The sequence below is a fragment of the Streptomyces sp. NPDC086080 genome (assembly GCF_044540255.1).
GTDB lineage: Bacteria > Actinomycetota > Actinomycetes > Streptomycetales > Streptomycetaceae > Streptomyces.
On sequence record NZ_JBITRU010000027.1, the window covers coordinates 1 to 24507 of the forward strand.

The window sequence follows — 24507 nt, forward strand, 5'->3', positions numbered from 1 at the left end:
TCTTCAGTCTTCACACACCGATGATCAGCGGTGGCTGTACCTGTCTCTCAGCCGACCCCACCGGCAAGATCACGATCTACGGCTGGAGTACTAGCTAGGACCTGTCCGGCGGATCTTGCTGGTCACGTGGTCTGGGCACCGGGCATGATGCTGGAGTGGAAGAGTGGGCAGATTTCTTCATCGCGCCTGATGACGAGTCGGCGGCTGCGGTCAAGGGCGTCAGCCCCCGCCCAGCGTTCAAGATCGTCCCTGTGGGTATCTACGATCCTGCGGACGCCGTAGTCGACTGGGAGAGCCTCTTCGCTGGAGACAGTCCGCAAGAGCTCATGCGGGCCGGCGAGCCTCAAGTACTGACTGAGATCACGAACGACGGCTGCTACGTCTTCGTGATTTCGGAGCGGCTCCAGGCCCTGCTTGCGACTGAGGATCCGCTGCGACTTGAAGATGTAGCTCGTAAGTGGTCGCACCTGCGGTGGGCTGATGGGGAGTTCGTCGAGGAAGGCGAGGCTGTCAGCCACCTTGCTGAGCTGGCATCTCTGGCCCGCACTGCCACTGCCCAGGGAGCCCGGCTTTACTGCTCCGTACGGTAACGGTCTGGGAGGCACCGCGTGCGGTAACCGTGTCCTACCGAGCCTGCGCGGTCATGCTGAGCTGGCCCGACGGCGGCCGTCGGCTCATCGGAACCGACGGCCTGGTCGTCGACGTGGAACCCGGCCTGTACGGCGTCGACGCGCGCACCATGGCCGCCGTGGATGCCGCCGTGCCGTCATCCGTGGTGGTGCCGCTGCCGCCCCGGGAGCGGACACCCGCGCCGGAGCCGGCGCCCGAGGCGAGCGGCGCGCCCCGTGTCGGCTCGTCGGAGCCTGCCGCGACCACCCGGCGGACCGGCCTCCAGACGGCGGCCCTGGTCGTCTCCGTGCTGTCCTGCGCCGTGTTCGGCTTCCTGGCTCTCGCGGTTTCGGTCTTCGGGGGCGATGAGCCGGACACCGGTGTCGGTAAGTGGGTCGCCATCGCGGGCTTCATGTAAGGGCTCACCGGCCTGGTGAGCTGGCCGGCCGTCCGCATCCTGCGCCGCACCGTGCGGGTGTGACGGGCGCCGGGCCGGCTGCTCTCCGCGTCGACCTGCGGAGATGGCAGTCGGCGGCGAGGTAGGGCGACCGGGGCACGGTCGCTGGTGTGAGCCGGCCACCGCTTGACCTGGGGTCGGTGCTTCCCCGGCGGTGCTGCGCCGAATTTGCGGGCCGCCCCCGTGGGCGGGCGTGGCGCGGCGGTACCGGAAGTCGTGGCGAATCGTTGGTCGAATGGGTTGGCCAGAGCTTGTCCAGTGCCTACCATCGATCATCGCAAGACTTTGTGCACCGCCGCACAAGCTCTCCTCAGGAGGTTTCCTTGCACCGCCGTCGTCGCACCGCGCTTCTCCTCACCGCCGCGATCGCCGCTGCGGCACCCCTGCTCACCGCCTGCGGAAACGACGCCCACCCCGGTGCCGCGGCCGTGGTCGGCGGCGAGCGGATCACCGTGTCGCAGCTGGAGAACCGGGTCGACGAGGTCCGCGAGGCGCAGCGGGCGGCCGTACCGGACGAGGCGCAGTACCACCAGGCCATCGCGCGGACTGGCAGCCTCACCCGCGACACCCTGCACGGCATGGTCCTGGACCGGGTGCTGGAGCGGGCCGCCCAGGACGCCGGCGTGAAGGTCACGGACCGCGAGATCCAGCAGATGCGGTCAGGGCTGGAGGAGCAGGCCGGCGGTGCGGAGGCGCTGGAGGCCGCCTGGCTCCAGCAGTACGGCATCCCGCCGCAGCGTCTGGAGGAGAACCTCCGCCTCCAGATCCAGGCCCAGAAGCTCGCCCAGCAGCTCGGTACGGACACCAGCCAGCCCGCGTTCTGGCAGGCGCTGTCCGAGGCGGGCAAGGAACTCGACGTCGACCTCAACCCGCGCTACGGCGACTGGGACGTGGAGAAGAGCAGCCGGGTGGACGCGAAGACCCCGTGGGTCCAGGACGTGACGGCGGCGGCCGGGGCTCCGCAGGCCTTCTGACGAGGGCCGGCGGGCCTGTGGACAACCGGCCTGTGGACAACTCGGGAGCTGTCGGTGGAGTGGGCTAGTTTCGGAGTGTGAACGCCAACAGCCCCGCACCGAAGCCCGGCGACGACCCCGGCCGTGTCGTCCTGCTCACCACCAGCCACCGCGTCGCACCCGGCCTGCTGTCCTGGCCGGCCTGGCAGCTGCTGCACGAGGCCGACCGGGTGCTGTGCGCGGACGACGCCCATCCGCAACTGCCGTATCTGCGGGAGGCGGGGATAGCCGTCGAGGAGGCCGCGCCGAGCGCCGGGGAGATCGTCGACGCCTGCGCCGGGGGGCGCACGGTGGTGGTCGTGGCGACGGGGGAGGGCGAGCCCGCGCTGACCGACGGGCTGGCGCGGATGGCCGGGACCGGCCGGGTGCGGATGCCCGAGCTGGAGCTGCTGCCCGCCTCCTACGACCTGCCGGGTGCCCGTCTGCTCGACCTCGTCCAGGTGATGGACCGTATCCGGGTGGAGTGCCCGTGGTCGTCCCTGCAGACCCACAAGGGCCTGGCGAAGTACGGCATCGAGGAGGCGTACGAACTCGTCGAGGCCATCGAGGAGGGCGACCGGGAGGAGCTGCGGGAGGAGCTGGGGGATGTGCTTCTCCAGGTGGTCTTCCACGCCCGGATCGCCGAGGAACACCCGGAGGAACCGTTCTCCGTCGACGACGTGGCGGGCGGCATCGTGGCCAAGCTGATCCACCGGCACCCGCATGTCTTCGGCGAGGAGACGGCGGACACGCCGGAGGACGTCAAGGCGCACTGGCTGCGGACGAAGGCGGAGGAGAAGCGGCGCGGTTCGGTGACGGAGGGGGTGCCGCTGGGCCAGCCGGGGCTGGCGCTGGCGGCGAAGCTGGTGTCGCGGGTGCGGACGGCGGGGCTGGACGTGCCGTTGCCGGTGGGGGAGGGGGTCGGCTACGAGTTGCTGGCGCTGGCGGCGCGGGCGGAGGAGGCGGGGGTGGATCCGGAGGCGGCGTTGCGGGCGGCGGCGCGGGTGTATCGCGACGCGATCCGCTTCGCGGAGGGCGGGCGGGGCGAGGGCTGAGCGGGGGTGCGTGGGCAGCAGGGGGTTTTCGCCCCCGCCGCCCCTTCCCGTCCCGTCCCCGGGGCTCCGCCCCGGACCCCGTGCGCAGTTCCCCGCGCCCCTTCAGGGGCGCGACCGCCAGGGGCGCGGGGGACTGCGCGAACAACCACGACCGACCGGCACCCGCCCCACGCCCCCAGCCATCCGAGCTCCCCCGCGCCGCACGGCACCCGCGCCGCACGGCACCCCGCACGGCCCACCCCCGGTTAGGGTCGCCGCATGCATGACCAGCCCGCCCCTCCCACCCCGCACGGCCCCGTCCCCCCGCTGTTCAGCTGGGAGTTCGCCGCCGATCCGTACCCCTCCTACGCCTGGCTGCGCGAGCACGCGCCCGTGCACCGGACCCGGCTGCCCAGCGGGGTGGAGGCCTGGCTGGTCACGCGGTACGCCGACGCCAAGCAGACCCTCGCGGACAACCGGCTGTCCAAGAACCCCGCGCATCACGACGAACCCGCGCACGCCAAGGGCAGGACCGGTATCCCCGGTGAGCGCCAGGCGGACCTGATGACCCATCTGCTGAACATCGACCCGCCGGACCACACCCGGCTGCGCCGGCTGGTCAGCAAGGCGTTCACCCCGCGCCGGGTCGCCGAGTTCGCGCCCCGCGTGCAGGAGCTCACCGACGGGCTCATCGACCGTTTCGCGGACAGCGGTTCCGCCGACCTCATCCACGACTTCGCCTTTCCCCTCCCCATCTACGCCATCTGTGACCTGCTCGGCGTCCCGCGGGAGGACCAGGACGACTTCCGGGACTGGGCGGGCATGATGATCCGTCACGGCGGAGCCCCGCGCGGCGGGGTCGCCCGCTCCGTGAAGAAGATGCGCGGCTACCTGGCGGAGCTCATCCACCGCAAGCGCGAGGCGCTGCCCGTGGTGCCCGCCCCGGGTGAGGACCTGATCTCCGGTCTGATCCGTGCCTCCGACCACGGTGAGCACCTCACCGAGAACGAGGCCGCCGCCATGGCGTTCATCCTGCTGTTCGCCGGCTTCGAGACGACCGTCAATCTGATCGGTAATGGTACCTACGCGCTGCTCGCTCATCCCGTTCAGCGGGAGCGTCTGCAGGGTGCCCTCGCGGCGGGGGACCGCGGGCTGCTGGAGACCGGTGTGGAGGAACTCCTGCGCTACGACGGCCCGGTGGAGATCGCCACCTGGCGGTTCGCCACCGAGCCGGTCACCATCGGCGGGCAGGACATCGCCGCGGGCGACCCGGTGCTCGTCGTACTCGCCGCCGCGGACCGGGATCCGGACCGGTTCGACGGCCCGGACGTCCTCGATCTCGGTCGGCGCGACAACCAGCATCTGGGATACGGCCACGGCATTCACTACTGCCTGGGTGCGCCGCTGGCCCGCATGGAGGGTCAGACCGCGCTCGCCACGCTGCTGACCCGTCTTCCGGACCTGCGGCTCGCCGCGGATCCGGCCGAACTCCGTTGGCGCGGAGGGCTCATCATGCGCGGACTGCGCACGCTTCCGGTGGAATTCACGCCCCCGGGAGAGTGACGGACTCATGACAGACCACGCACTGCTTCCCGTGCCCACGAGCAGATCAACGCAAACGTGACACTCCCTCAACTCTGTGATCTTCACGTGATCTGCGCGGCATTAACTTGTGATGAGTGATCCTCTCCCGATACCTTCACTCCTCAAGTGCGGTGGCCAGAGCTTCACTCACCGCGCCGGCCCCTGCTTCCTGCGAAAGGTCTCCGCATGCTCTCCGGGAACGGTCGACACCGTCGCCCCCGCCAGGCCCCGGCTCTCCTCGTTGCCGCCGGAGTGACCGGCTCCGCCATCGCGATCCCCCTTCTCGGGGCAGGTGCCGCCAACGCGGCCGACGGTGTGAACTGGGACCGGATCGCCGAGTGCGAGAGCGGCGGCGCGTGGAGCGAGAACTCCGGCAACGGCTTCTACGGCGGTCTGCAGTTGACCCAGGAGGACTGGGAGAAGTACGGCGGCCTGGACCACGCGACGAGCCCCGACCAGGCCAGTCGCGGCCAGCAGATATCCGTGGCCGAGAAGATCCTCGCCGACCAGGGGGTCGGCGCATGGCGCACCTGCGGACTGCTCGCGGGCCTGGGCCAGGACGCGCCCGCCGCGGACGCCGGCAAGGCCGGGTCCGGCGCCACGGGGTCGTCCGCGTCGCAGGGATCCGGTGACACGTCCGCCTCGCCCGCTCCGTCGGCCACCCCCGACCCGTCGTCCTCCCTGGAGGACAAGGGTGACGAACCGGTTGGTTCCGGCAATTCCGCCAATCCGGACGCCGGTTCGAGTGAGGCGGCGGACGCCGGTGCGGGGTCCGACTCCAGCGCCTCCCCCTCCGTTCCGGCCGAATCGGCGACGGGCGAGTCGGACACGGCGGGGCGGGCCGGTGGGTCCTCGACGGCGACCGACGCCGAAGGAGCCGGACGTCATCGCGGCGCCAGTGCCGAGGAGGCGCAGGGTTCGGTGTCCGAATCGCCCGGCCGGCATGCCTCGGGCGGTCTCAACGCCTGGGGTGGCACGGTCGCCGACTACCCCGCCGCGTCCGTGGAGGACGTCTCCCTGTCCGTCCCCGAATCCGACGTGGTCGGTTTCGGAGTGGGTGTGCTCCCTGCGATGGGCGGGCAGCTCATCGGTGGCGGACCGGACCTCGTTCTGGCCGGTCAGTAGCGTTCGGGCGGCATCCGGGCGAGCGGCGGCGGTATCCGAAGACGTGCGGATGTGGCGCCAGTTGGCGTCACGATTCGCGCTGAATGTCCGGCTTAAAGACTGTGAGAGATAGGTCTCAGAAGCCCTGATCGTCTTTGATATTCCGCGGATCGCGTGTCTACGGTCGTGACCGCTCGCCACCGCGGGCCCCGGCTGCCGCCACGCCGAATCCTGCCAGTGGCAGCACGGGAACAGTCGTCGCGTCATGCGCCGTAGGCAGGAGCGGGGGACCCAGGTAGGCGCCGGATCCGGGCGGTTGACGCCGGAGAAGGCTTGGGGTGAAGCCGCGTCCCGGGAGGGGCGTGGCCGGGCAACTCAACCGGCCCGAACCCGACAGCTCACCTCGTAGGCGTCGGTGAGGGGATCCATCCATGCTGTTTTCCGGCAAGGGCAAGCACCGTCGTCCGTCCAAGGCCAGCCGCGCCATCGCCGTCGCGGGCGTCACCTCCGCCGCCGTCGCCGCCCCGCTGATGGTGGCCGGCACCGCCTCCGCCGCCACCGCCTCGGAGTGGGACACCGTCGCCCAGTGCGAGTCCGGCGGCAACTGGTCCATCAACACTGGCAACGGTTACTACGGCGGTCTGCAGTTCTCCGCCTCCACCTGGGCCGGATACGGCGGCACGAAGTACGCCTCCACCGCCGACCAGGCCACCAAGGCCCAGCAGATCGAGATCGCCGAGAAGGTCCTGGCGGGCCAGGGCAAGGGCGCCTGGCCGGTCTGCGGCAAGGGCCTGTCCGGCGCCGCCTACACCGGCTCCTCGGCCGGCTCCTCGCAGGACAGCGGTTCCACCGGGACCCGCGAGAGCGAGCAGAAGGCCTCCCGCTCCGCCGAGCGCCCGGCCGCCGAGAAGAAGGCCGAGAAGAAGACCGAGAAGAAGGCCGAGAAGAAGGCCGACAGGACCGTCACCACCCCGACCGGCAAGAAGGTCGAGAAGGGCGACGGCGAGTACAGGGTCGTCAAGGGCGACACCCTCAGCTCGATCGCCGCGGAGCACGACGTCAAGGGCGGCTGGGGCAAGCTGTTCAAGCTGAACGACGACATCGTCCAGGACGCCGACCTCATCTACCCGGGCCAGCAGCTGCACCTGAAGTAGGGCAGCGTCGCAGGTCCCTCCCCGCCCGTCCCCACGGGCTCCCCGCCCCGGTGCGTCTTCCCCCGTACGCACCGGGGCGGGGCTTTTTTCTGGCGCTTTCCGGTCACGGTTCGCCGAAAACGCCTTTGTTCCGTTCGGAAACAATTTACTCTCGGTTCTGTCCATGGGGCGGTCGACCGCCTGCCGATCGCCCCGAGCCGGTTAGGCTCGGTCCCGCGGGGCCCGCCGTGGTCCCGCTCACACGCGTCAGATTCATGAAGGAGATGCTCGTGCCGTCCATCGACGTCGTCGTAGCCCGGGAAATCCTGGACTCCCGAGGCAACCCCACGGTCGAGGTCGAGGTCGGCCTCGACGACGGCAGCACGGGTCGTGCCGCCGTCCCGTCCGGCGCCTCCACCGGCGCCTTCGAGGCCATCGAACTCCGTGACGGCGATGCGGGCCGTTACCTGGGCAAGGGTGTGGAGAAGGCCGTCCTGGCCGTCATCGAGCAGATCGGCCCGGAGCTGGTCGGCTATGACGCCACCGAGCAGCGCCTGATCGACCAGGCCATGTTCGACCTGGACGCCACCGACAACAAGGGCTCGCTGGGTGCCAACGCCATCCTCGGCGTCTCGCTCGCCGTCGCCCACGCCGCCTCCGAGGCCTCGGACCTCCCGCTCTTCCGCTACCTGGGCGGCCCGAACGCGCACCTGCTGCCGGTGCCGATGATGAACATCCTGAACGGCGGCTCGCACGCCGACTCCAACGTGGACATCCAGGAGTTCATGATCGCCCCGATCGGCGCGGAGTCCTTCTCCGAGGCCCTGCGCTGGGGCGCCGAGGTCTACCACACCCTGAAGAAGGTCCTGAAGAGCAAGGGCCTGGCCACCGGCCTCGGTGACGAGGGCGGTTTCGCGCCGAACCTCGGCTCCAACCGCGAGGCCCTCGACCTCATCCTCGAGGCGATCAAGGAAGCCGGCTACACCCCCGGCGAGCAGATCGCCCTCGCGCTCGACGTCGCCGCGTCCGAGTTCTACAAGGACGGCGTCTACACCTTCGAGGGCAAGGAGCGCTCCGCCGCCGAGATGACGGAGTACTACGCCGAGCTCGTCGAGGCGTACCCGCTCGTCTCCATCGAGGACCCGCTGTTCGAGGACGACTGGGAGGGCTGGAAGGCCCTCACCGCCAAGCTCGGTGACAAGGTCCAGATCGTCGGCGACGACCTGTTCGTCACCAACCCGGAGCGCCTGGCCCGCGGCATCGACGAGGACGCCGCGAACGCCCTGCTGGTCAAGGTCAACCAGATCGGCTCGCTGACCGAGACGCTGGACGCCGTCGAGCTGGCCCAGCGCAACGGCTTCAAGTGCATGATGTCCCACCGCTCCGGTGAGACCGAGGACGTCACCATCGCCGACCTCGCCGTCGCCACCAACTGCGGCCAGATCAAGACCGGCGCCCCGGCCCGTTCCGAGCGCGTCGCCAAGTACAACCAGCTGCTGCGCATCGAGGAGATCCTCGACGACGCCGCGGTGTACGCCGGCCGCTCCGCCTTCCCGCGGTTTCGCTCCGCGAACCAGTAGGCACGTCGCTCTGCGAACCAGCAGGCACGTCGCTCCGCGAACCAGTAGGCGCGGCGAGGGCTGACCCGCCCCGTCCCGAGGCAGCGTCGTACGTACGTCCCCGTACCCGGTCCCGTACCGTGTGCGGGGACGTACGCGCGTACGGACACGGATGAGGGCGAACCGGAGGCGGGAACATGGCGGTCAAGGACCGGGACCGTTTCTCCACCGCGACCAGGATCCGGCTGATCGGTGAGCAGACCGCGGCCCGGGTCTACCGCTCGCAGACCAGACGCCAGGCCCGCCGCTCCCGGCTGACCGGCCGGGCGGCGCTGCTCGCCCTGGTGGTCTGCTCGCTGGTCGTGGCCCTCGCCTATCCCATGCGGCAGTACGTCTCCCAGCGGGCCGACATCGCCGATCTCCAGCAGGAGCAGGACGAGACCCGTCAGCGGGTCGAACGACTGCGCGACCTGAAGGCGCGCTGGCAGGACGACGCGTACGCCGAGCAGGAGATCCGCCGGCGGCTGCACTACGTCATGCCCGGCGAGACCGGCTACATCGTCGTCGACCCGGGTGCGGCCGAGAAGACCCGTACGGATCTCGAGGCCGCCGACCGCCCCTGGTACGCGAACGTCTGGGACGGCGTCGACAAGGCCGACGCCGCCGCCGACCAGTGACCCTTGAGTGAAAGCCGCAGAAAAGAACAGTATGGAAACCCCTCCGCCCACGACCCCCCGCACCGAGCCCACCGACGCGGACGTCGAGGCCTTCAAGCAGCAACTCGGGCGGCCCCCGCGCGGGCTGCGCGCCATCGCCCACCGCTGCCCCTGCGGACAGCCGGACGTCGTGGAGACCGCGCCGCGGCTGCCCGACGGCACCCCCTTCCCGACGCTGTACTACCTGACGTGCCCGAAGGCGAACTCCGCGATCGGCACGCTGGAGGCGAACGGCGTGATGAAGGAGATGACGCAGCGGCTGGCCACCGATCCGGAGCTGGCGGCCGCGTACCGTGCGGCGCACGAGGACTACATCCGGCGCCGCGACGAGATCGAGGAGCTGAAGGACTTCCCGAGCGCGGGCGGCATGCCGGACCGGGTGAAGTGCCTGCACGTGCTGGTCGCGCACTCGCTGGCCGCGGGCCCCGGGGTGAACCCCCTGGGTGACGAGGCGCTGGCGATGCTGCCGGAGTGGTGGCGCAAGGGCACCTGCGTGACGCTTCCCGCGAAGGAGGTGGACCGATGACCCGGGTCGCCGCCGTCGACTGCGGTACGAACTCCATCCGGCTGCTGGTGGCCGACGCCGACCCGGTGACGGGTGAACTCACCGACCTGGACCGGCGGATGACGATCGTGCGGCTCGGCCAGGGTGTCGACCGCACGGGCCGGCTGGCGCCCGAGGCGCTGGAGCGGACCTTCGCCGCCTGCCGTGAGTACGCGCAGGTCGTCAAGGAGCACGGCGCGCAGCGCCTCCGCTTCGTCGCGACGTCCGCCTCCCGCGACGCCGAGAACCGCGACGAGTTCGTGCGCGGGGTGCTGGACATCCTGGGCGTGGAGCCCGAGGTCATCACCGGTGACCAGGAGGCCGAGTTCTCCTTCACCGGGGCCACCAGGGAGCTGACCGGCCGGAGGGATCTGCACCGCCCCTTCCTGGTCGTGGACATCGGCGGTGGCTCGACCGAGTTCGTCGTCGGCGACGACCACGTACGTGCCGCCCGCTCGGTGGACGTGGGCTGTGTCCGGATGACCGAGCGCCACCTGGTGCGGGACGGGGCCGTGACGGACCCGCCGACCGCGGAGCGGATCGCGGCGATACGGGCCGACATCGAGGCGGCCCTCGACCGGGCCGAGGAGACGGTCCCGCTGCGCGAGGCGCGCACCCTGGTCGGACTGGCCGGATCGGTCACGACGGTGTCGGCGATCGCCCAGAACCTCCCCGAGTACGACTCCGAGGCCATCCACCACTCACGCGTCTCCCGGGACCGGGTCCGTGAGATCACCGAGTGGCTGCTGCGCTCCACGCACGCCGAGCGCGCGGCGGTGCCCTCCATGCACCCCGGCCGGGTCGATGTGATCGGTGCCGGCGCTCTGGTCCTCCTCTCGGTCATGGAGCGGATCGGCGCGGAGGAGGTCGTGGTGTCGGAGCACGACATCCTCGACGGCATCGCGTGGTCGGTGGCCTGACTCTCCTTTACTACTGGTGGGTAGCACTCCGCTGAGCAGTCGGTATACCGTTTGAGCGGCGATCGGGGGGTCTTCGCGGACCCCTCGGCGGGGGCCCGCCGGTGAAGTTCGTGAAGTTCTTCACAAGGATTTGGCCCCGGTCGAACGAAGAAGTGCGCCGTGTTGACCCGTTCGAGGCCCCGAACCCCCTTTGAACACGTTCAGAAGGGGGTGTGAGGGGTCCCGCCGACGGTTGTCGCGTAAACCCGCCGGCCGGCCTCACGTCCGCCGGGAACCGGCAGAGAGGCAGCTCACGCGGTATGTGACGGTGCCCCGCGCCATGCTCCGGATCCCGTCGATCCGGCGATGTGGATCAAGAAGCGCGGGATGTTAACACAGGGTGTGTCGAAGCTTGTGAAGGGGCGCACGAGGTACCCCCCTCAGACGGGTGGATACTCGATGGCATGAGCACCACGGAGCGTCCCAGGATCCTCGTAGTAGGCGGTGGGTACGTAGGCCTGTACGCAGCTCGGCGCATCCAGAAGAAGATGCGTTACGGCGAGGCGACCGTCACCGTCGTCGACCCGCGGTCGTACATGACCTACCAGCCCTTCCTCCCCGAAGCAGCAGCCGGCAACATCTCCCCCCGGCACGTCGTCGTCCCGTTGCGGCGCGTGCTGCCCAAGGCGGAGGTTCTGACCGGCCGGGTCACCACCATCGACCAGGACCGGAAGGTCGCCACGATCTCCCCGCTGGTCGGCGAGGCGTACGAGCTGCCCTTCGACTACCTGGTCATCGCGATGGGCGCGGTCTCCCGCACCTTCCCGATCCCCGGCCTCGCCGAGCAGGGCATCGGCATGAAGGGCGTCGAGGAGGCCATCGGCCTGCGCAACCACGTCCTCGAGCAGCTCGACAAGGCCGACTCCACCACGGACGAGGAGATCCGGCGCAAGGCACTCACCTTCGTCTTCGTGGGCGGCGGCTTCGCCGGCGCGGAGACCATCGGTGAGGTCGAGGACATGGCCCGGGACGCGGCCAAGTACTACAAGACGGTGTCCCGCGAGGACATGCGCTTCATCCTGGTCGACGCCGCCGACAAGATCCTCCCCGAGGTCGGCCCCAAGCTCGGCGCCTACGGCAAGGAGCACCTCGAGAGCCGCGGCATCGAGGTCTACCTGTCCACGTCGATGGAATCCTGCGTCGACGGCCACGTGGTGCTGAAGAACGGCCTCGAGGTCGACTCCCACACCATCGTGTGGACCGCCGGCGTCAAGCCCAACCCGGCACTGTCCCGCTTCGGCCTGCCGCTGGGCCCGCGCGGCCACATCGACACCCAGCCCACCCTCCAGGTCACCGGCACCGACTACATCTGGGCCGCGGGCGACAACGCCCAGGTCCCGGACCTCGTGGGCCGCAAGGCCGGCAACGAGAACGCCTGGTGCCCGCCGAACGCCCAGCACGCGCTGCGCCAGGCCAAGGTCCTCGGCGACAACGTGATCTCCGGCATGCGGGGCTTCCCGCAGAAGGAGTACAGCCACGCCAACAAGGGCGCGGTGGCGGGCCTCGGCCTGCACAAGGGCGTCGCGATGATCGTCGTCGGCAAGATGAGGATCAAGCTGAAGGGCCGTCTGGCCTGGTACATGCACCGCACGTACCACGGCATGGCGATGCCGACCTTCAACCGCAAGATCCGCGTCTTCGCCGACTGGACCCTCGCCATGTTCCTCAAGCGCGAGGTCGTGTCCCTGGGCGCGATCGAGTCCCCGCGCGAGGAGTTCTACGAGGCCGCGAAGCCGATGCCGGCAGCGGCGAAGCAGGAGCCGAAGAGGACCGAGGTCAGGGCTTCCTGACCACCGGTCACCGAATTCCCCGAAGGGGCCGTCCGCCATCCGTGGTGCGGGCGGCCCCTTCGGCGTTGCCGGACGGCCCGTCGCCCCGGCCCACCGGTGCGACGGGCAGGAGAGCGGCCGGGGTCATGCCCCCGTCGTGGTGCAGCCGACCACGGTGCGTCGCCTCCGTTTCGGAGCTGTCCGGTACGCGCTGCCGCGGTCCTTCGCACAGGGACCGCTGGCCCCGGCTCAGCGAGCCCCCACAGGGGCCTCACACGCAGCGGATCCGGGCTGCGACCTGACGAATCCATCGCCTTGATCGGCTGCACCACTTGGCGGATGCCATCGCGGCCGGTGTCCCGCCCGGCGCGTGCGAACCAGCGTTTTGCCCGAAGATGACACGCACCGGGGACTGCCAACGCGCCCCACAGGTGTTTACGTGGAGACGACATTCCGGGATTCCCGTCACGGAGGTGTACACCATGGCAGACGCCGCCCCGCGGCTGGCAGGCTTCCTCGAGCAGTTGACCGGCACGTCCCTCCCCGTCCGCGTCCGCGCCTGGGACGGCTCCCAGGCCGGCCCCCCGGACGCCCCCACCCTGGTGGTGCGCAACCGCCGCGCCGTGCGCCATCTCCTGTGGAAGCCGGGCGAGCTGGGCCTGGCCCGTGCCTGGGTGGCCGGCGACCTCACCGTCGAGGGCGACCTCTACGCTCTCCTCGACCGGCTCGCCGGTCTTCTCTGGGAGCGCGACGAGGAGGCCCGGCCCCTCACCCAGGCGCTGCGCGATCCCGCCTTCCGCTCCGCCGTACGCGGCCTCGTCGCGCTCGCGGGCCTCCCGCTGCCGCCCGCCCCGCCCCCCGAGGAGGCCCGCCGCCCCCGCCGCGGCCTGCACACCAGGCACAGCGACAGACGCGCCATCAGCCACCACTACGACGTCGGCAACGACTTCTACGAGATCGTCCTCGGCCCGTCGATGGTGTACTCCTGCGCCTACTGGCCCGCCCCGCCCCCGCGGGGCACCCTCGAACAGGCCCAGCAGGACAAGCTCGATCTGGTCGCCCGCAAGCTCGCCCTGGAACCGGGCCGGCGTCTGCTGGACGTCGGCTGCGGCTGGGGCTCCATGGCCATCCACGCCGCCCGCGCCCACGGCGTGAGCGTCGTCGGCATCACCCTCTCCCAGGAGCAGGCCGCGTACGCCCGTAAGCGCGTCGCCGACGAGGGTCTGACCGACCGGGTCGAGATCCGCGTACAGGACTACCGGGACGTGACGGACGGCCCGTTCGACGCCATCTCGTCCATCGGCATGGCCGAGCACGTCGGATCCGACCGCTACCTGGAGTACGCCTCCGTCCTGCACCGCCTGCTCAAGCCGGGCGGGCGGCTGCTGAACCACCAGATCGCACGCCGCCCGCAGCGGAACGAGACGTCGTACCGGGTGGACGACTTCATCGACGCCTATGTCTTCCCCGACGGTGAACTCGCCCCGCTGGGCACCACGGTGTCCCTGCTGGAGCGCTCCGGCTTCGAGGTGCGCGACGTGGAGTCGATCCGCGAGCACTACGCGCTCACCCTGCGCCGCTGGGTGGAGAACCTGGAGGCCGGCTGGGCCCGTGCCGTCGCTCTCACCGGCCCGGGACGGGCCCGCGTCTGGCAGCTGTACATGGCCGCCTCCGCCCTCGGCTTCGAACGCAACCGCATCGGCGTCAACCAGGTCCTCGCCGTCCGGCCCCCCGAGTCCGGTGGCTCCGGGCTCCCCCTGCGCGCCCGCACCTGGAACTGACACGGCGGCGGGCCCCGTTCCACCCGGAACGGGGCCCGCCGCACAGTGCGGCCTTCCCTTTCGGCTACTCCGCCTTGATCGCCCGCAGCACGTTCAGCCGGGCCGCCCGCCGCGCCGGCCACAGCGCCGCCAGCACACCCACCACCGCGGCCAGCAGCAGGAAGATCCCCATCCGGGCCCACGGCAGGACCAGTTCGTACGTCGCCATGCTCGCCCCCAGCAGCTCACCGGCCGCCCAGCCGAAGAACACGCCCAGGCCGAGGCCGAGCACCGCGCCGAACAAGGAGATCACCAGGGACTCCAGCCGGACCATCCGCTTGATGCCCGTGCGGTCCAGGCCGATCGCCCGCAGCATGCCGATCTCCTGGGAGCGCTCGAACACCGACATCGCCAGGGTGTTGACGACGCCGAGGATCGCCACGATCACCGCCATCGCCAGCAGGCCGTAGACCATGTTCAGGATCAGGGTGAACATCTTCGCGATCTCGTTGGAGAGGTCCTGCTTGTCCTGGACCTTGATCGCCGGGTTGGTGCCGAGAGCCTTCTCCAGCGAGTCCTTCGCCGCGTCGGACGTGCCGTCGGCGGTCTTCACCATGACCATCATGTCGGTCGGCTCCGCATCGGCCGACTCGTGCCGGTCGAGGGTCGCGGTGTCGATCAGGATGCCGCGCACCAGCTCGTTGGCCTGGTAGACACCGGTGATCGTGAACTGCTGCTTCTTGTCGTCCTCATGGGTGAGGGTGACCTTCGAACCGGCCTTCCATCCACGCGACTTCGCGGCGTCCTCGTCCACGACGATCCCGGTGCCGCCGACCTCGAAGGCGCCCTGCACCACCGGGAACTCGGTCAGCTCGCCGATCGTGGCGCCGTTCACGCCGGTGATGTACTGGTGTTCGCCGTCGACGAGCGCGAACGTGTTGCGCATGGGGCTGGTGGCAGTGACGCCGTCGGCCTGCTTCAGCTTCTTCTCGACGTCCGGCGACAGCGGGTGCCCGTTCACCATGGACACCATGTAGTCCGCCTCGATCGCGGAGGCCGCCATCTTGTCGATGGACTTCTGCAGACTGCCGGCCATCACGGTCATACCGGTGATCAGGGTGAGTCCGATCATCAGCGCGGACGCGGTGGCGGCGGTACGGCGCGGGTTGCGCACCGAGTTCTGCCGGGCCAGCTTCCCGGAGACCCCGAAGACACGGAGTGCCGGCGCCGCGGCGGCGATCAGCGGGCGGGACAGCAGCGGGGTCAGGATGAAGACGCCGATGATCAGCAGTGCGGCTCCGAACCCCATGGGGACCTTGGCATCCTTGGGGACCATCGTCGTGGCCGCGAGGACCAGGGCGACACCGGCCGCCGAGACCAGCGCGCCCAGCGTGTTGCGCAGCACCAGCGACTTGGTGGTCGCCTGGGCGTGCAGCGCGCTCATCGCCGCCACCGGCGGGATCTTCGCGGCCCGGCGACCGGGCAGCCACGCGGCGAGCATGGTCACCAGGATGCCGACCGCGAACGCGGAGGCGACCGTCCCCGGGCTGATCACCAGCGGCCCGTCGGGCATGGGCGCGTCCAGCGTCCCCATCAGCGAGCGCAGCCCCACGCCGATACCGATACCCGCGACGAGTCCGGCGATGGCCGCGACCGTGCCGACCACGAACGCCTCGATCAGCACCGACCGGGTGACCTGACGCCGGGAGGCGCCGACCGCGCGCATCAGGGCCAGCTCCTTGGTGCGCTGGGCGACCAGCATGGTGAAGGTGTTGGCGATGATGAACGTACCGACGAACAGGGAGATCCCGGCGAACACCAGCATGCCCTGCTTCAGTCCGCTCATCGAGGAGGCGATGGACTCCGCCTGGTCGTCGGCGAGCTGTGTGCCCGTCGTGGTCACCACGGCGTCGGAGGGCAGTGCCTTCTCCAGCTGGGCCTGCAGCGCGGTGTCGCTGACGCCGTCCTTCGCCTTGACGGCGATCTCGTCGAAGATGCCCGCCTTGCCGAACAGCTTCTGCGCGCTCGCCGTGTCGAACAGCGTGAGGCTGCCGCCGGCCGCGACATTGCCGTCGTCGGTGGTGAAGACGCCGGTGATCTCCGGTTCCAGGACGGGACCGTCGACCGACATCCGTACGGTGTCACCGACCTCGTAGCCGGCCCGCTTCGCGGTCTCGGAGTCGATGAGGATCTCGCCCTCGCCCTTCGGCGCGCGCCCGCTGACCAGCGGATAGCGGGGGTCCTTGGGGCCCCAGTAGTTGCCGCCCTGCGACTGGAAGCCGTTGCCGAGCAACTTGCCGTCCTTGTCGGCGATCGCGGTGAAGCCCTGGACGGTGCCGATGGCGTACGCGGCGCCGGGCACGGCGGCGCTGTCGTCGACCACTTCGCGGGTCAGCTCGTAGTACTCGCCGACCTCGTCGTTCTCGCCCTCCACCCACTGGGCGGTGATGGCGACGTCGACGTGGTCGAAGCCCTTGGCGGACTGCTTCTGCAGGGCCTCGGAGAGGCTGTTGGTGAAGACCAGGGTCCCCGACACGAAGGCCACGCCGAGCATTACGGCGAGCACGGTCATCAGGAGCCTGGCCTTGTGCGCGAGCACATTGCGCAAGGCGGTACGGAACATGGGAGTCTTCTCGGGTCCAGACGTACGGGGGAGGGCGGACGGGCGGGCCGGCGGGAGAGCCGCCGGGGGAGGTCAGCTGGTGCGGCCCTTGGCGTCGAACTGCTTCATCCGGTCGAGGACCGAGTCGGCCGTCGGCCCGTCCATCTCGTCCACGATCCGGCCGTCCGCGAGGAAGATCACGCGGTCCGCGTAGGCGGCGGCGACCGGGTCATGGGTCACCATGACCACCGTCTGCCCCAGCTCGCGCACGGAGTTGCGCAGGAAGCCCAGCACCTCGGCGCCGGAGCGGGAGTCGAGGTTTCCGGTGGGCTCGTCGCCGAAGATGATCTCCGGCCGGGAGGCCAGCGCCCGTGCCACGGCCACCCGCTGCTGCTGACCGCCGGACAGCTGGGAGGGCCGGTGGCTCAAACGGTCCGACAGTCCGATCATCCGGATCACGGTGTCCAGCCACTGCTTGTCCGGCTTACGGCCGGCGATGTCCATCGGGAGGGTGATGTTCTCCAGCGCGGACAGCGTCGGAAGCAGGTTGAACGCCTGGAAGATGAAGCCGATCTTGTCCCGGCGCAGCTTGGTCAGCTGCCTGTCCTTCAGTGAGCCCAGCTCGGTCTCGCCGATGCGCACGGAGCCCGACGAGAAGGTGTCGAGCCCGGCCACGCAGTGCATCAGCGTGGACTTGCCGGACCCGGAGGGGCCCATGATCGCGGTGAACTCGGCCTGCCGGAAACCGACGGAGACCCGGTCCAGGGCGACCACCTGGGTCTCACCCTGGCCGTAGATCTTCGACAGCTCCGTGGCGCGGGCGGCCACGGTGGTGGTCCGGTCGGCGGGGGGTGCGGTGGTCACGGGATGGACGCTCCTGTCGGGACGACGACTCTTCGGGGACGTGGTCCATCGTTCCGCCGCTTTGCCGCCGTGTAGTCACCCGCTGCTCCGGTTCCGGAGGGCGACTCGGGGGGGACCGTGGGGCGCGGTGTCATACCTGGGGATGACGGGCAGCCCTCGGCGGGCCGTGCCGGGAACGGGTGGAGCGCCCTTGTTCGTACGGTGAAATTCCGTCATTCCGCATACATGGCGGAGCGTCAGCGGCAAGGGTGGTGGCACGTGCTGACGGCGAGTTCCGATGTCTGATGCTCCCTCAGGCGCCAATAAAATAAGACAAGATCGGGCCATCCCGTCGTCGGCGGGGAGAGGGTCACCGATAGGCTCGGAGCCGCGAAGCGGAGCCCACGGCCTGCCCGGATGGTGGAATGCAGACACGGCGAGCTTAAACCTCGCTGCCCCTATGCGGGCGTGCCGGTTCAAGTCCGGCTCCGGGCACCACCACGCCGTCGTTCCTGATCGGCGAGAACACCGCGCCGCCCGCCCTCCCTCGTCCACGGGGCGCGGGCACATCGCATTCCGTAACGCGCACAGACCGCCCGCGGCGGGGCGGACAAGACACCGCGGCCGCCGAGCCGCGTCCGACCGCGACTGTTCACCGGGAGTCGGCCGGGAGTACGGCTCTCCTCACTACCATGACGCATCGTCTGCTCGTGTGACCTGGGTCCCATTCCGATTCCGAGTCCGAGGCGGAGGGCGTGGGCGTGGCGCGCCGGAGCTGTCTCCCTGTGCGAGGGGTGAACGATGCGAAGACGAGCCGTGCTCACCGCCGCGGGTGTGATGGCCACCGGGGTCGCCGCTCCGGCGCGGGTGCCCGCCGGACGGAGCACCCGGCCGCCGGTGCTGGACCACCGTGTCGAGAAGACCTATGACGGGGCGTCGTACACCGATCTGTCCGCGCAGGCCGCCGCCCTCGGCGGGCTGCGCACCGGGACGGTCCTCGTCACGTTCAGGACCACCAGCCGCAACCGGCCGATGGCGCTCTTCAGCGCGTCGAACCCGTCGGAGCCATCCATCAACATCACCCTCGGGGTGAGCGCGGGCGCGCTGCAGTTCTCCGTCCGGGAGAAGGGGACCGTCAGGCAGAACCACCTCACCCGCACCATGTACGACGACGGCGCCTGGCACACCGTCGCCGTGACGGTCGACGGCCGGCGCACCACCTTCCACGCCGACGGGCGGCCGGTGCTGACCGTGCCGGCCGGCGACTTCTTCACGTCGGTCGGCGGACTGGCCTCGGTCGGCGTCGCCCGCAACCTCGACAGCGACCACCCCGGCGGGGAGTGGTTCTTCACCGGTGGCATCAAGCGGGTCGCCGTCTACGACCGGGTGCTGACCGAGGCCGAGGCCGGCGCGGAGAGCGTACGGGTGGACCTCGCGGACTTCGGCGGGCTCTCCCGGATCCTGAACTCGGCGGCTCCCGCGACCTGGGTGCTCACGGGCGACAGCATCACGCATGGCGCCCGGTGGACCGGCGGCTGGCGCAGCTACCGGGACTATTCGCAGTGCACCGGGCTTCAGCCCGGTGGTGAAGCGAATCTGAGAACTGCTCTGACCTCAGCTGTGTGCATGGATCCGCACTGTTCACCTTCGACCCAGGTCGGAGCGGCCGGTTTTGCTGCTCGATGTACGGCTTCACGATGCTGAGCGGCGCACCGCCGACCGACCCGGCGAAGTACGAGCCGGACCACAGGCGCCGTGCCCGCCAGTAATAGCGGACGAGGTCGGGAAACTCTCCCCCGGCCTTCGGCCGGGAGGTGCCCCCAGGCGGAGCCTGCGCGAGGACACGCCCTTGAGGGAGTTCACCAGCTTGGACACGGCGACCTTCGGCGGGAAGTTCACGAGGAGGTGGACGTGGTTGTTCTCGCCGTTGAACTCGACCAGCTCGGCCTCGAAGTCCTCGCGCACGGCCCGCATGATCTCCTCGCACCGCGTCAGGTGCCGGTCCGCGAAGACGGAGTGCTGGTACTTTGTCGCGAAAATCAAATGGACGTGCATGCGGAAGACGCGTGACGACCTGTACGAATGTTCTCATCGTTACCCATAAACCAACTGTGTAGCGTGATCCTCGTGCAGCTTCGGTACAGCTTCCGCCTGTACCCGAGCGCCGGTCAGCGCAGCGCGTTGGCGAGGGCGTTCGGGTGTGCGCGGGTGGTCTACAACGACGCGCTCCGCGCCCGGGAGACCGCCCGCAGCCAGGGGCTGCCGTTCCCCAGGACCGGCGACCTGTCCAAGCGGCTCATCACCGAGGCGAAGAACACCCCGGAGCGGGCCTGGCTCGGCGAGGTCTCGGCGGTGATCCTCCAGCAGTCCCTGCGCGACCTGGACGCCGCGTACAAGAACTTCTTCGACGGGCTGAAGGGCAAGCGCCCGCGCATGGGTGCGCCCCGGTACAAGTCGAAGCGGGACACCCGGCAGTCCGTGCGGTTCACGGCGAACGCCCGCTGGTCGATCACGCCGGGCGGGAAGCTGCGTCTGCCGAAGGCCGGTGACCTCAAGGTCAAGTGGTCCCGCAGCCTGCCCTCCACCCCGTCCACGGTGACCGTGGTCAAGGACAGTGCGGGCCGGTACTTCGCGAGCTTCGTCGTCGAGACCGGCCCCGGGGAACTGCTGCCGCAGACGATGCCCGAGGTGGGCATCGACCTCGGGCTGGGGCACTTTGCGGTCCTCTCGGATGGGACGAAGATCGACAGCCCGCGCTTCCTGCGCCGGGCCGCCAAGCGCCTCAAGAAGGCCCAGCGCGCCCTCTCCCGCAAGGAGAAGGGCAGCAGGAACAGGGACAGGGCCGGGGTCCGCGTCGCACGGGCACACGCCCGGGTCGCGGACGCGCGCCGCGAGTTCCACCACCAGCTCTCCACCCGGCTGATCCGCGAGAACCAAGCGGTCGCCGTGGAGGACCTGGCGGTGAAGGGGCTCGCCCGCACGCGCCTGGCCAAGTCCGTGCACGACGCCGGATGGTCGGCGTTCGTGAGCATGCTGGAGTACAAGGCCGCCCGGTACGGGCGCACCTTCGTCCGCATCGGCCGCTTCGAGCCCACGTCTCAGGTGTGCTCGCAGTGCGGCGTGAAGGACGGCCCCAAGCCCCTGCACGTCCGTGTGTGGACGTGCAGGGCCTGCGGGGCCGTCCTGGACCGGGACATCAACGCGGCGGTCAACATCGCCAAGGCGGCCGGACTGGCCGTGTCAGCCTGTGGAGCGCAGGTAAGACCGGGACTCGTCCCGGCACCGCGCGGCGAAGCAGGAACCCACTCGACACCGCAGCCTGCAACGGCGCGGTAGGCGGGAATCGCCGCCCTCAGGGCGGCGAGGATGTCAAGAGCTGGGCGCGCCCAAGTACACCGACTTCGTGCTCGGCACCGGGGTGAGCGCCGCCACCACCGGCGATCTGGTGGCCGGACTGGCCCAGCGGGTGACGGCGTTCTCGCCGCAGGTCGTGTCGATCATGCTGGGCACCAATGACGTCGCCACCCCGGGCATCGGCCCGGCGGTCTTCCGCGCGAACCTCGTCAAGCTGGTCAAGGCGGTCCGCAGACTGCCGGGCGGGGCGATCCCTTTGCTCCAGACACCCAACCCGATCGACGTGTCGCGCTGGCCGGAACGCTCGGCCCTCGGTGACTACGCCCGGATCATGCGGGAGGTCGCGGAGGAGCGGAAGGTCGTTCTCGTCGATCACCACGCCCACTGGACGGAGTCCTACGGAGGCGGCGTGCCCCTGGACCTCCTGGGGGACGGGCTCCACCCGAACCAGCGCGGCCATCTGTTCCTGGCACACAAGATGATCAGGGACCTGCGCCTCTTCGACCCGCGGAGCAGGGTCTGCTCCCTGCGGACCCCCGACTCCGCGGACCCCCGGGACGGGCTCTCCGCTCCGACAAGCGGATGATTTCCTGCCGGTTCCGGGTGGGTACCGGGTCGGTCATGGTTCGGTCCCCCGTGGTGAGGGGAATCACCCGACCGCGTAGCGTGTTGGGCACGATGACGAGGGAAAGATCCTTCCCAAGCACTAGGGTCAATCCTTTGCCTACCCATTACTCTTGAGCCCAAGGCCGCACCGAGTGGCCATGGAGGAGTGCAATGAGAAGCAGAAACCCGGTCTTCTCGCGACGGGGGTTCAGCCGCGACAACGGCTACGCGGGCTTCAACACCGCGCCGCAGGCCGGGGGTCCCGCTGTCGCCACGCAGGCCAACCCGTACGCGCAGCCGACGACGGGCAATCCGTACGCCCAGAACCCCTACGCGCAGACGGACCAGCAGTACGGCGCACCGCCGATGGCACCGGCGGCCGCCGGACGGATGACGATCGACGACGTCATCATCCGCACGGGAAGCACGCTCGGCCTGCTCATCGTGACCGCCGCGCTCTCCTGGGCGCTGCTGCCGGTCGACGACGCCAACATCAGCCGGTCCTACGGCATCGGTATCGGTGCCGCTCTGATCGGCATGGTCCTGGCGCTGGTGCAGTCCTTCAAGCGCAAGCCCACTCCCGCGCTGATCCTGACGTACGCGGCGTTCGAGGGTGTCTTCCTCGGCGTCATCTCCAGCATCGTCGACAACCGCATCGCCGACGGTGCGGCCATGCAGGCCGTGCTCGGCACCATGGCGGTCTTCGCCGGTGTGCTGGTGGCGTACAAGGCGGGCTGGATCCGCGTCAACCGCCGTTTCTACGGCTTCGTGATGGCGGCCGCGCTCGGCTTCATCCTGCTGATGGCCGTGAACCTGCTGTTCGCGGTGTTCGGCGGCGGTGACGGCCTCGGCTTCCGCAGCGGACCGCTCGGCATCGTCTTCGGGATCGTCGGCATCATCCTCGGCGCCTGCTTCCTCGCCCTGGACTTCAAGCAGGTCGAGGACGGCATCGCCTACGGTGCGCCGCGCGAGGAGGCCTGGTTCGCCGCCTTCGGCCTCACGCTGACGCTGGTGTGGATCTACATGGAGTTCCTGCGGCTCATCGCGATCTTCAACAGCAGCGACTGACGACGGCGGCCGTACGCCACGCGTACGCCACGCGTACGGCACCGACAGCACGACGAAGGGCCCCGGTTCCCCCGGGGCCCTTCGTCGTGCGCGCTAGAGCAGCTTGCGCGCGGCCCTTCTCAGGTCGTACTCGTGGACGATCGCCTTGGCGTGGCCGTACGCCAGGTCGTACTCGTGCCGGAGCCAGCTGACCTTTTCCTCGAAGCGGAAGAGCGAGGGGCCTTCCTCGACGGTGCGCAGCCAGTCGGAGACCTCACGACCGGTGCAGTGCGGGATGCGGGCGAGCAGGTTGCGATGGGTCTCTGCGGAGAAGACTTGGGACATCGGCGCCTCCGGACGCTGGGATGTAAGCCGGTCCTTCAGGTCACCGTGCCCGAGCGTTCGCCCGTTGGCAACAGTCCTGCCGGGCCGCGTACCCTCGCCGCGTGGTTGATACGACGCCCTTCACCCGTGCCGTGGATCATTTCGCCGACCGTCTGCGGGCCGCGCCGCAGAGCAGGCTGCAACGGGGCGGGGCCGCCGAGGCGCTCGCCCTGGCCAGGGAGCTGGCACGACGCGCCCAGCTGATCGAGGAGCCGGGCAGCGCACCCCGCGAGATGCCCGACGCGGGCATGTTCGCCGCCGCCGACCAGATCACCGTCGCCGGGCACGACTTCGCCCTCGTGCTGGAGAGCGACGAGGACGTCGAGGAGGCCGTACGGCTGGTGGAGGAGGCGCGGGAACGCGCCGGGGTGTAGCCGGCCGGTGACCGGGGCGGGGTCCGCGGTCATCCGTGGTCAGAAGGACGCGATGACGCGGTCCGCGAGGATGTAGACGCTCTCCTCGCCGCAGGAGAAGGTCAGCGTGTACGCGCCCGAGATGCCGGACCCGCCCAGCAGGAACGGCGTCTCGCCCGCGCGCAGGGCCGCGGCCAGGCGCTCCGCCGTCTCCCGGTGCCCCGGCGTCATGCACAGCGTCGTCCCGTCGGCGAACACGTAGACGTCCAGGGTGCCCAGCGGGCCCGGGCGGACATCGGTCAGCTCGGTGCGGGAGCCGGCCAGCTCCTCCAGGGTGCTCACGGTGCGCTCATGGTCGTTCACGACCGGCGAGGGGTGCGGTACGAAGTCCGGGTGCGAGGGGTGGCGGCGGCGGGCCGCGGCCAGCTCGGGGGAGTCCCCGGCGTGCTCCTCGGTGTCCGCGGCGGGCTCGCTCACCGGCTCCAGGCCCACGAAGTCGGCCTGCCGGGGCAGGAACAGCTCGCTGTCGGCCAGGCCCAGCAGGGATGGTGCGTCGGAGGCGTCACGCGCCTCCTGCGCGGCCCAGAAGGCCCGCGCCTCGGCGAGCTCACGCTCCCGCTCCTCGGCGAGCGCCTCGGCCACGGCCGCGCGTATCCCCTCGGCGTCGGCCGCGCGGGCGGCCGGAACGCGCGCGTGCGTGCCCTGGCTCCTGGCCAGTTCGGCGTGCAGGGCCGCGACCTGTCGGCGCAGCACCATGATGCTGCGCAGCACAGCGACGCCCACGGCGCCGGTGGCGGCCGTGGTGACCAGCAGGGCGATCGGCATGGCGCTCACTGACGTACTCCCGGTTCAAAGTCGACCCCCGACTTCCTACCTCAGCTTGACGGGCGCACTGACCTTCTGTCAGTGCGTAACGTCACGAAACGGACAGCTCTTTGCTTCCGGGGCCGGTAGGGGTGTGACGCTGACCTGCGGGATCCCCGCGGAGAGAGGGATAGGTCACATCCTGGGGGAGATTGGATCACGAAACGGCCCGGACCCCGGGCCGACCGGGGTACCGGGCCGATGTCTCACGGAGGGTGCCGCGGCGGCTACCGT

General features: G+C 70.2%; 22 protein-coding genes, 1 tRNA gene, 1 pseudogene and 1 riboswitch. Of the genes and pseudogenes, 19 read left to right on the forward strand and 5 right to left on the reverse strand.

The window, feature by feature from the left end; all coding sequences use genetic code 11:
• The first annotated feature begins 155 nt into the window (after window positions 1–155).
• The 13 genes from ACIF9R_RS27185 to ACIF9R_RS27245 all read left to right on the forward strand — a co-directional run bounded on the left by ACIF9R_RS27185 (window position 156) and on the right by ACIF9R_RS27245 (window position 14241).
• Window positions 156–590, forward strand: coding sequence for a hypothetical protein (locus ACIF9R_RS27185; protein ID WP_399984999.1), 435 nt, complete (start codon window positions 156–158; stop codon window positions 588–590).
• Between the two features lie 53 nt (window positions 591–643).
• Window positions 644–1027 (forward strand): hypothetical protein, encoded by a 384-nt coding sequence (locus tag ACIF9R_RS27190; RefSeq protein ID WP_399985000.1) that lies wholly within the window; start codon window positions 644–646, stop codon window positions 1025–1027.
• 362 nt (window positions 1028–1389) lie between these two features.
• Entirely contained in the window at window positions 1390–2040 is a 651-nt protein-coding gene (locus ACIF9R_RS27195; RefSeq protein ID WP_399985001.1) for a SurA N-terminal domain-containing protein, read from the forward strand.
• 77 nt (window positions 2041–2117) lie between these two features.
• Complete coding sequence (locus tag ACIF9R_RS27200) at window positions 2118–3113, forward strand: nucleoside triphosphate pyrophosphohydrolase (RefSeq protein WP_399985002.1); 996 nt, start codon at window positions 2118–2120, stop codon at window positions 3111–3113.
• 258 nt (window positions 3114–3371) lie between these two features.
• A complete protein-coding gene (locus ACIF9R_RS27205) occupies window positions 3372–4655 on the forward strand; it encodes a cytochrome P450 (protein ID WP_399985003.1) in 1284 nt (427 codons plus the stop codon).
• Window positions 4656–4928: 273 nt separating this feature from the next.
• Window positions 4929–5801: a transglycosylase family protein gene (locus ACIF9R_RS27210; RefSeq protein ID WP_399985004.1), complete on the forward strand. Its 873-nt coding sequence runs from the start codon at window positions 4929–4931 to the stop codon at window positions 5799–5801.
• 237 nt (window positions 5802–6038) lie between these two features.
• A riboswitch (cyclic di-AMP (ydaO/yuaA leader) is annotated at window positions 6039–6207 on the forward strand.
• A gap of 4 nt (window positions 6208–6211) precedes the next feature.
• On the forward strand, window positions 6212–6934 hold the full coding sequence (locus ACIF9R_RS27215) for a transglycosylase family protein (RefSeq protein WP_399985005.1): 723 nt from the start codon (window positions 6212–6214) through the stop codon (window positions 6932–6934).
• Window positions 6935–7203: 269 nt separating this feature from the next.
• Entirely contained in the window at window positions 7204–8493 is a 1290-nt protein-coding gene (eno, locus tag ACIF9R_RS27220; protein WP_399985006.1) for a phosphopyruvate hydratase, read from the forward strand.
• A gap of 176 nt (window positions 8494–8669) precedes the next feature.
• Complete coding sequence (locus tag ACIF9R_RS27225; protein ID WP_399985007.1) at window positions 8670–9149, forward strand: septum formation initiator family protein; 480 nt, start codon at window positions 8670–8672, stop codon at window positions 9147–9149.
• A gap of 31 nt (window positions 9150–9180) precedes the next feature.
• The gene (locus ACIF9R_RS27230; protein ID WP_399985008.1) at window positions 9181–9714 is read left to right on the forward strand and encodes a DUF501 domain-containing protein; all 534 of its coding nucleotides are present in this window, start codon (window positions 9181–9183) and stop codon (window positions 9712–9714) included.
• Window positions 9711–10652 (forward strand): exopolyphosphatase, encoded by a 942-nt coding sequence (locus ACIF9R_RS27235; protein WP_399985009.1) that lies wholly within the window; start codon window positions 9711–9713, stop codon window positions 10650–10652. The genes ACIF9R_RS27230 and ACIF9R_RS27235 overlap by 4 nt, the downstream gene beginning before the upstream one ends.
• A 443-nt stretch (window positions 10653–11095) precedes the next feature.
• A complete protein-coding gene (locus tag ACIF9R_RS27240) occupies window positions 11096–12481 on the forward strand; it encodes an NAD(P)/FAD-dependent oxidoreductase (protein ID WP_399985010.1) in 1386 nt (461 codons plus the stop codon).
• A 461-nt stretch (window positions 12482–12942) separates the two neighbouring features.
• Entirely contained in the window at window positions 12943–14241 is a 1299-nt protein-coding gene (locus ACIF9R_RS27245; protein ID WP_399985011.1) for a class I SAM-dependent methyltransferase, read from the forward strand.
• A 64-nt stretch (window positions 14242–14305) separates the two neighbouring features.
• On the opposite strand, the gene ACIF9R_RS27250 is transcribed toward ACIF9R_RS27245, so the two are convergent.
• On the reverse strand, window positions 14306–16843 hold the full coding sequence (locus tag ACIF9R_RS27250; RefSeq protein WP_399985012.1) for an ABC transporter permease: 2538 nt from the start codon (window positions 16841–16843) through the stop codon (window positions 14306–14308).
• A 72-nt stretch (window positions 16844–16915) separates the two neighbouring features.
• Complete coding sequence (locus tag ACIF9R_RS27255) at window positions 16916–17686, reverse strand: ABC transporter ATP-binding protein (protein ID WP_399985013.1); 771 nt, start codon at window positions 17684–17686, stop codon at window positions 16916–16918.
• 390 nt (window positions 17687–18076) lie between these two features.
• Between ACIF9R_RS27255 and ACIF9R_RS27260 the strand changes: the two genes are divergently transcribed.
• Window positions 18077–18163 (forward strand) — tRNA-Leu (locus ACIF9R_RS27260).
• Between the two features lie 339 nt (window positions 18164–18502).
• A complete protein-coding gene (locus ACIF9R_RS27265; RefSeq protein ID WP_399985103.1) occupies window positions 18503–19369 on the forward strand; it encodes a laminin G domain-containing protein in 867 nt (288 codons plus the stop codon).
• On the opposite strand, the pseudogene tnpA reads toward ACIF9R_RS27265, so the two are convergent.
• Window positions 19329–19767 (reverse strand): annotated as a pseudogene (gene tnpA, locus ACIF9R_RS27270) (IS200/IS605 family transposase); the annotation flags it as partial. The gene ACIF9R_RS27265 and the pseudogene tnpA sit on opposite strands and share 41 nt — an antisense overlap.
• 25 nt (window positions 19768–19792) lie before the next feature.
• Here tnpA and ACIF9R_RS27275 point away from each other — a divergent pair.
• From ACIF9R_RS27275 to ACIF9R_RS27285, 3 genes are all read left to right on the forward strand, one after another.
• On the forward strand, window positions 19793–21001 hold the full coding sequence (locus ACIF9R_RS27275; protein WP_399985014.1) for an RNA-guided endonuclease InsQ/TnpB family protein: 1209 nt from the start codon (window positions 19793–19795) through the stop codon (window positions 20999–21001).
• Window positions 21002–21068: 67 nt separating this feature from the next.
• Window positions 21069–21605, forward strand: coding sequence for an SGNH/GDSL hydrolase family protein (locus ACIF9R_RS27280; RefSeq protein WP_399985015.1), 537 nt, complete (start codon window positions 21069–21071; stop codon window positions 21603–21605).
• Between the two features lie 191 nt (window positions 21606–21796).
• Window positions 21797–22693, forward strand: coding sequence for a Bax inhibitor-1/YccA family protein (locus ACIF9R_RS27285; protein WP_399985016.1), 897 nt, complete (start codon window positions 21797–21799; stop codon window positions 22691–22693).
• A 93-nt stretch (window positions 22694–22786) separates the two neighbouring features.
• Here ACIF9R_RS27285 and ACIF9R_RS27290 read toward each other — a convergent pair whose 3' ends face one another.
• Window positions 22787–23017 (reverse strand): DUF4287 domain-containing protein, encoded by a 231-nt coding sequence (locus ACIF9R_RS27290; RefSeq protein WP_399985017.1) that lies wholly within the window; start codon window positions 23015–23017, stop codon window positions 22787–22789.
• A 101-nt stretch (window positions 23018–23118) separates the two neighbouring features.
• Here ACIF9R_RS27290 and ACIF9R_RS27295 point away from each other — a divergent pair, with 101 nt between their 5' ends.
• Window positions 23119–23430 carry a hypothetical protein gene (locus ACIF9R_RS27295; protein WP_399985018.1) on the forward strand — a complete coding sequence of 104 codons (312 nt, stop codon included), beginning with the start codon at window positions 23119–23121 and terminating at the stop codon, window positions 23428–23430.
• 39 nt (window positions 23431–23469) lie between these two features.
• Here the strand turns inward: ACIF9R_RS27295 and ACIF9R_RS27300 are convergent, their stop codons facing one another.
• A complete protein-coding gene (locus ACIF9R_RS27300) occupies window positions 23470–24243 on the reverse strand; it encodes a hypothetical protein (protein WP_399985019.1) in 774 nt (257 codons plus the stop codon).
• Between the last annotated feature and the right edge of the window lie 264 nt (window positions 24244–24507).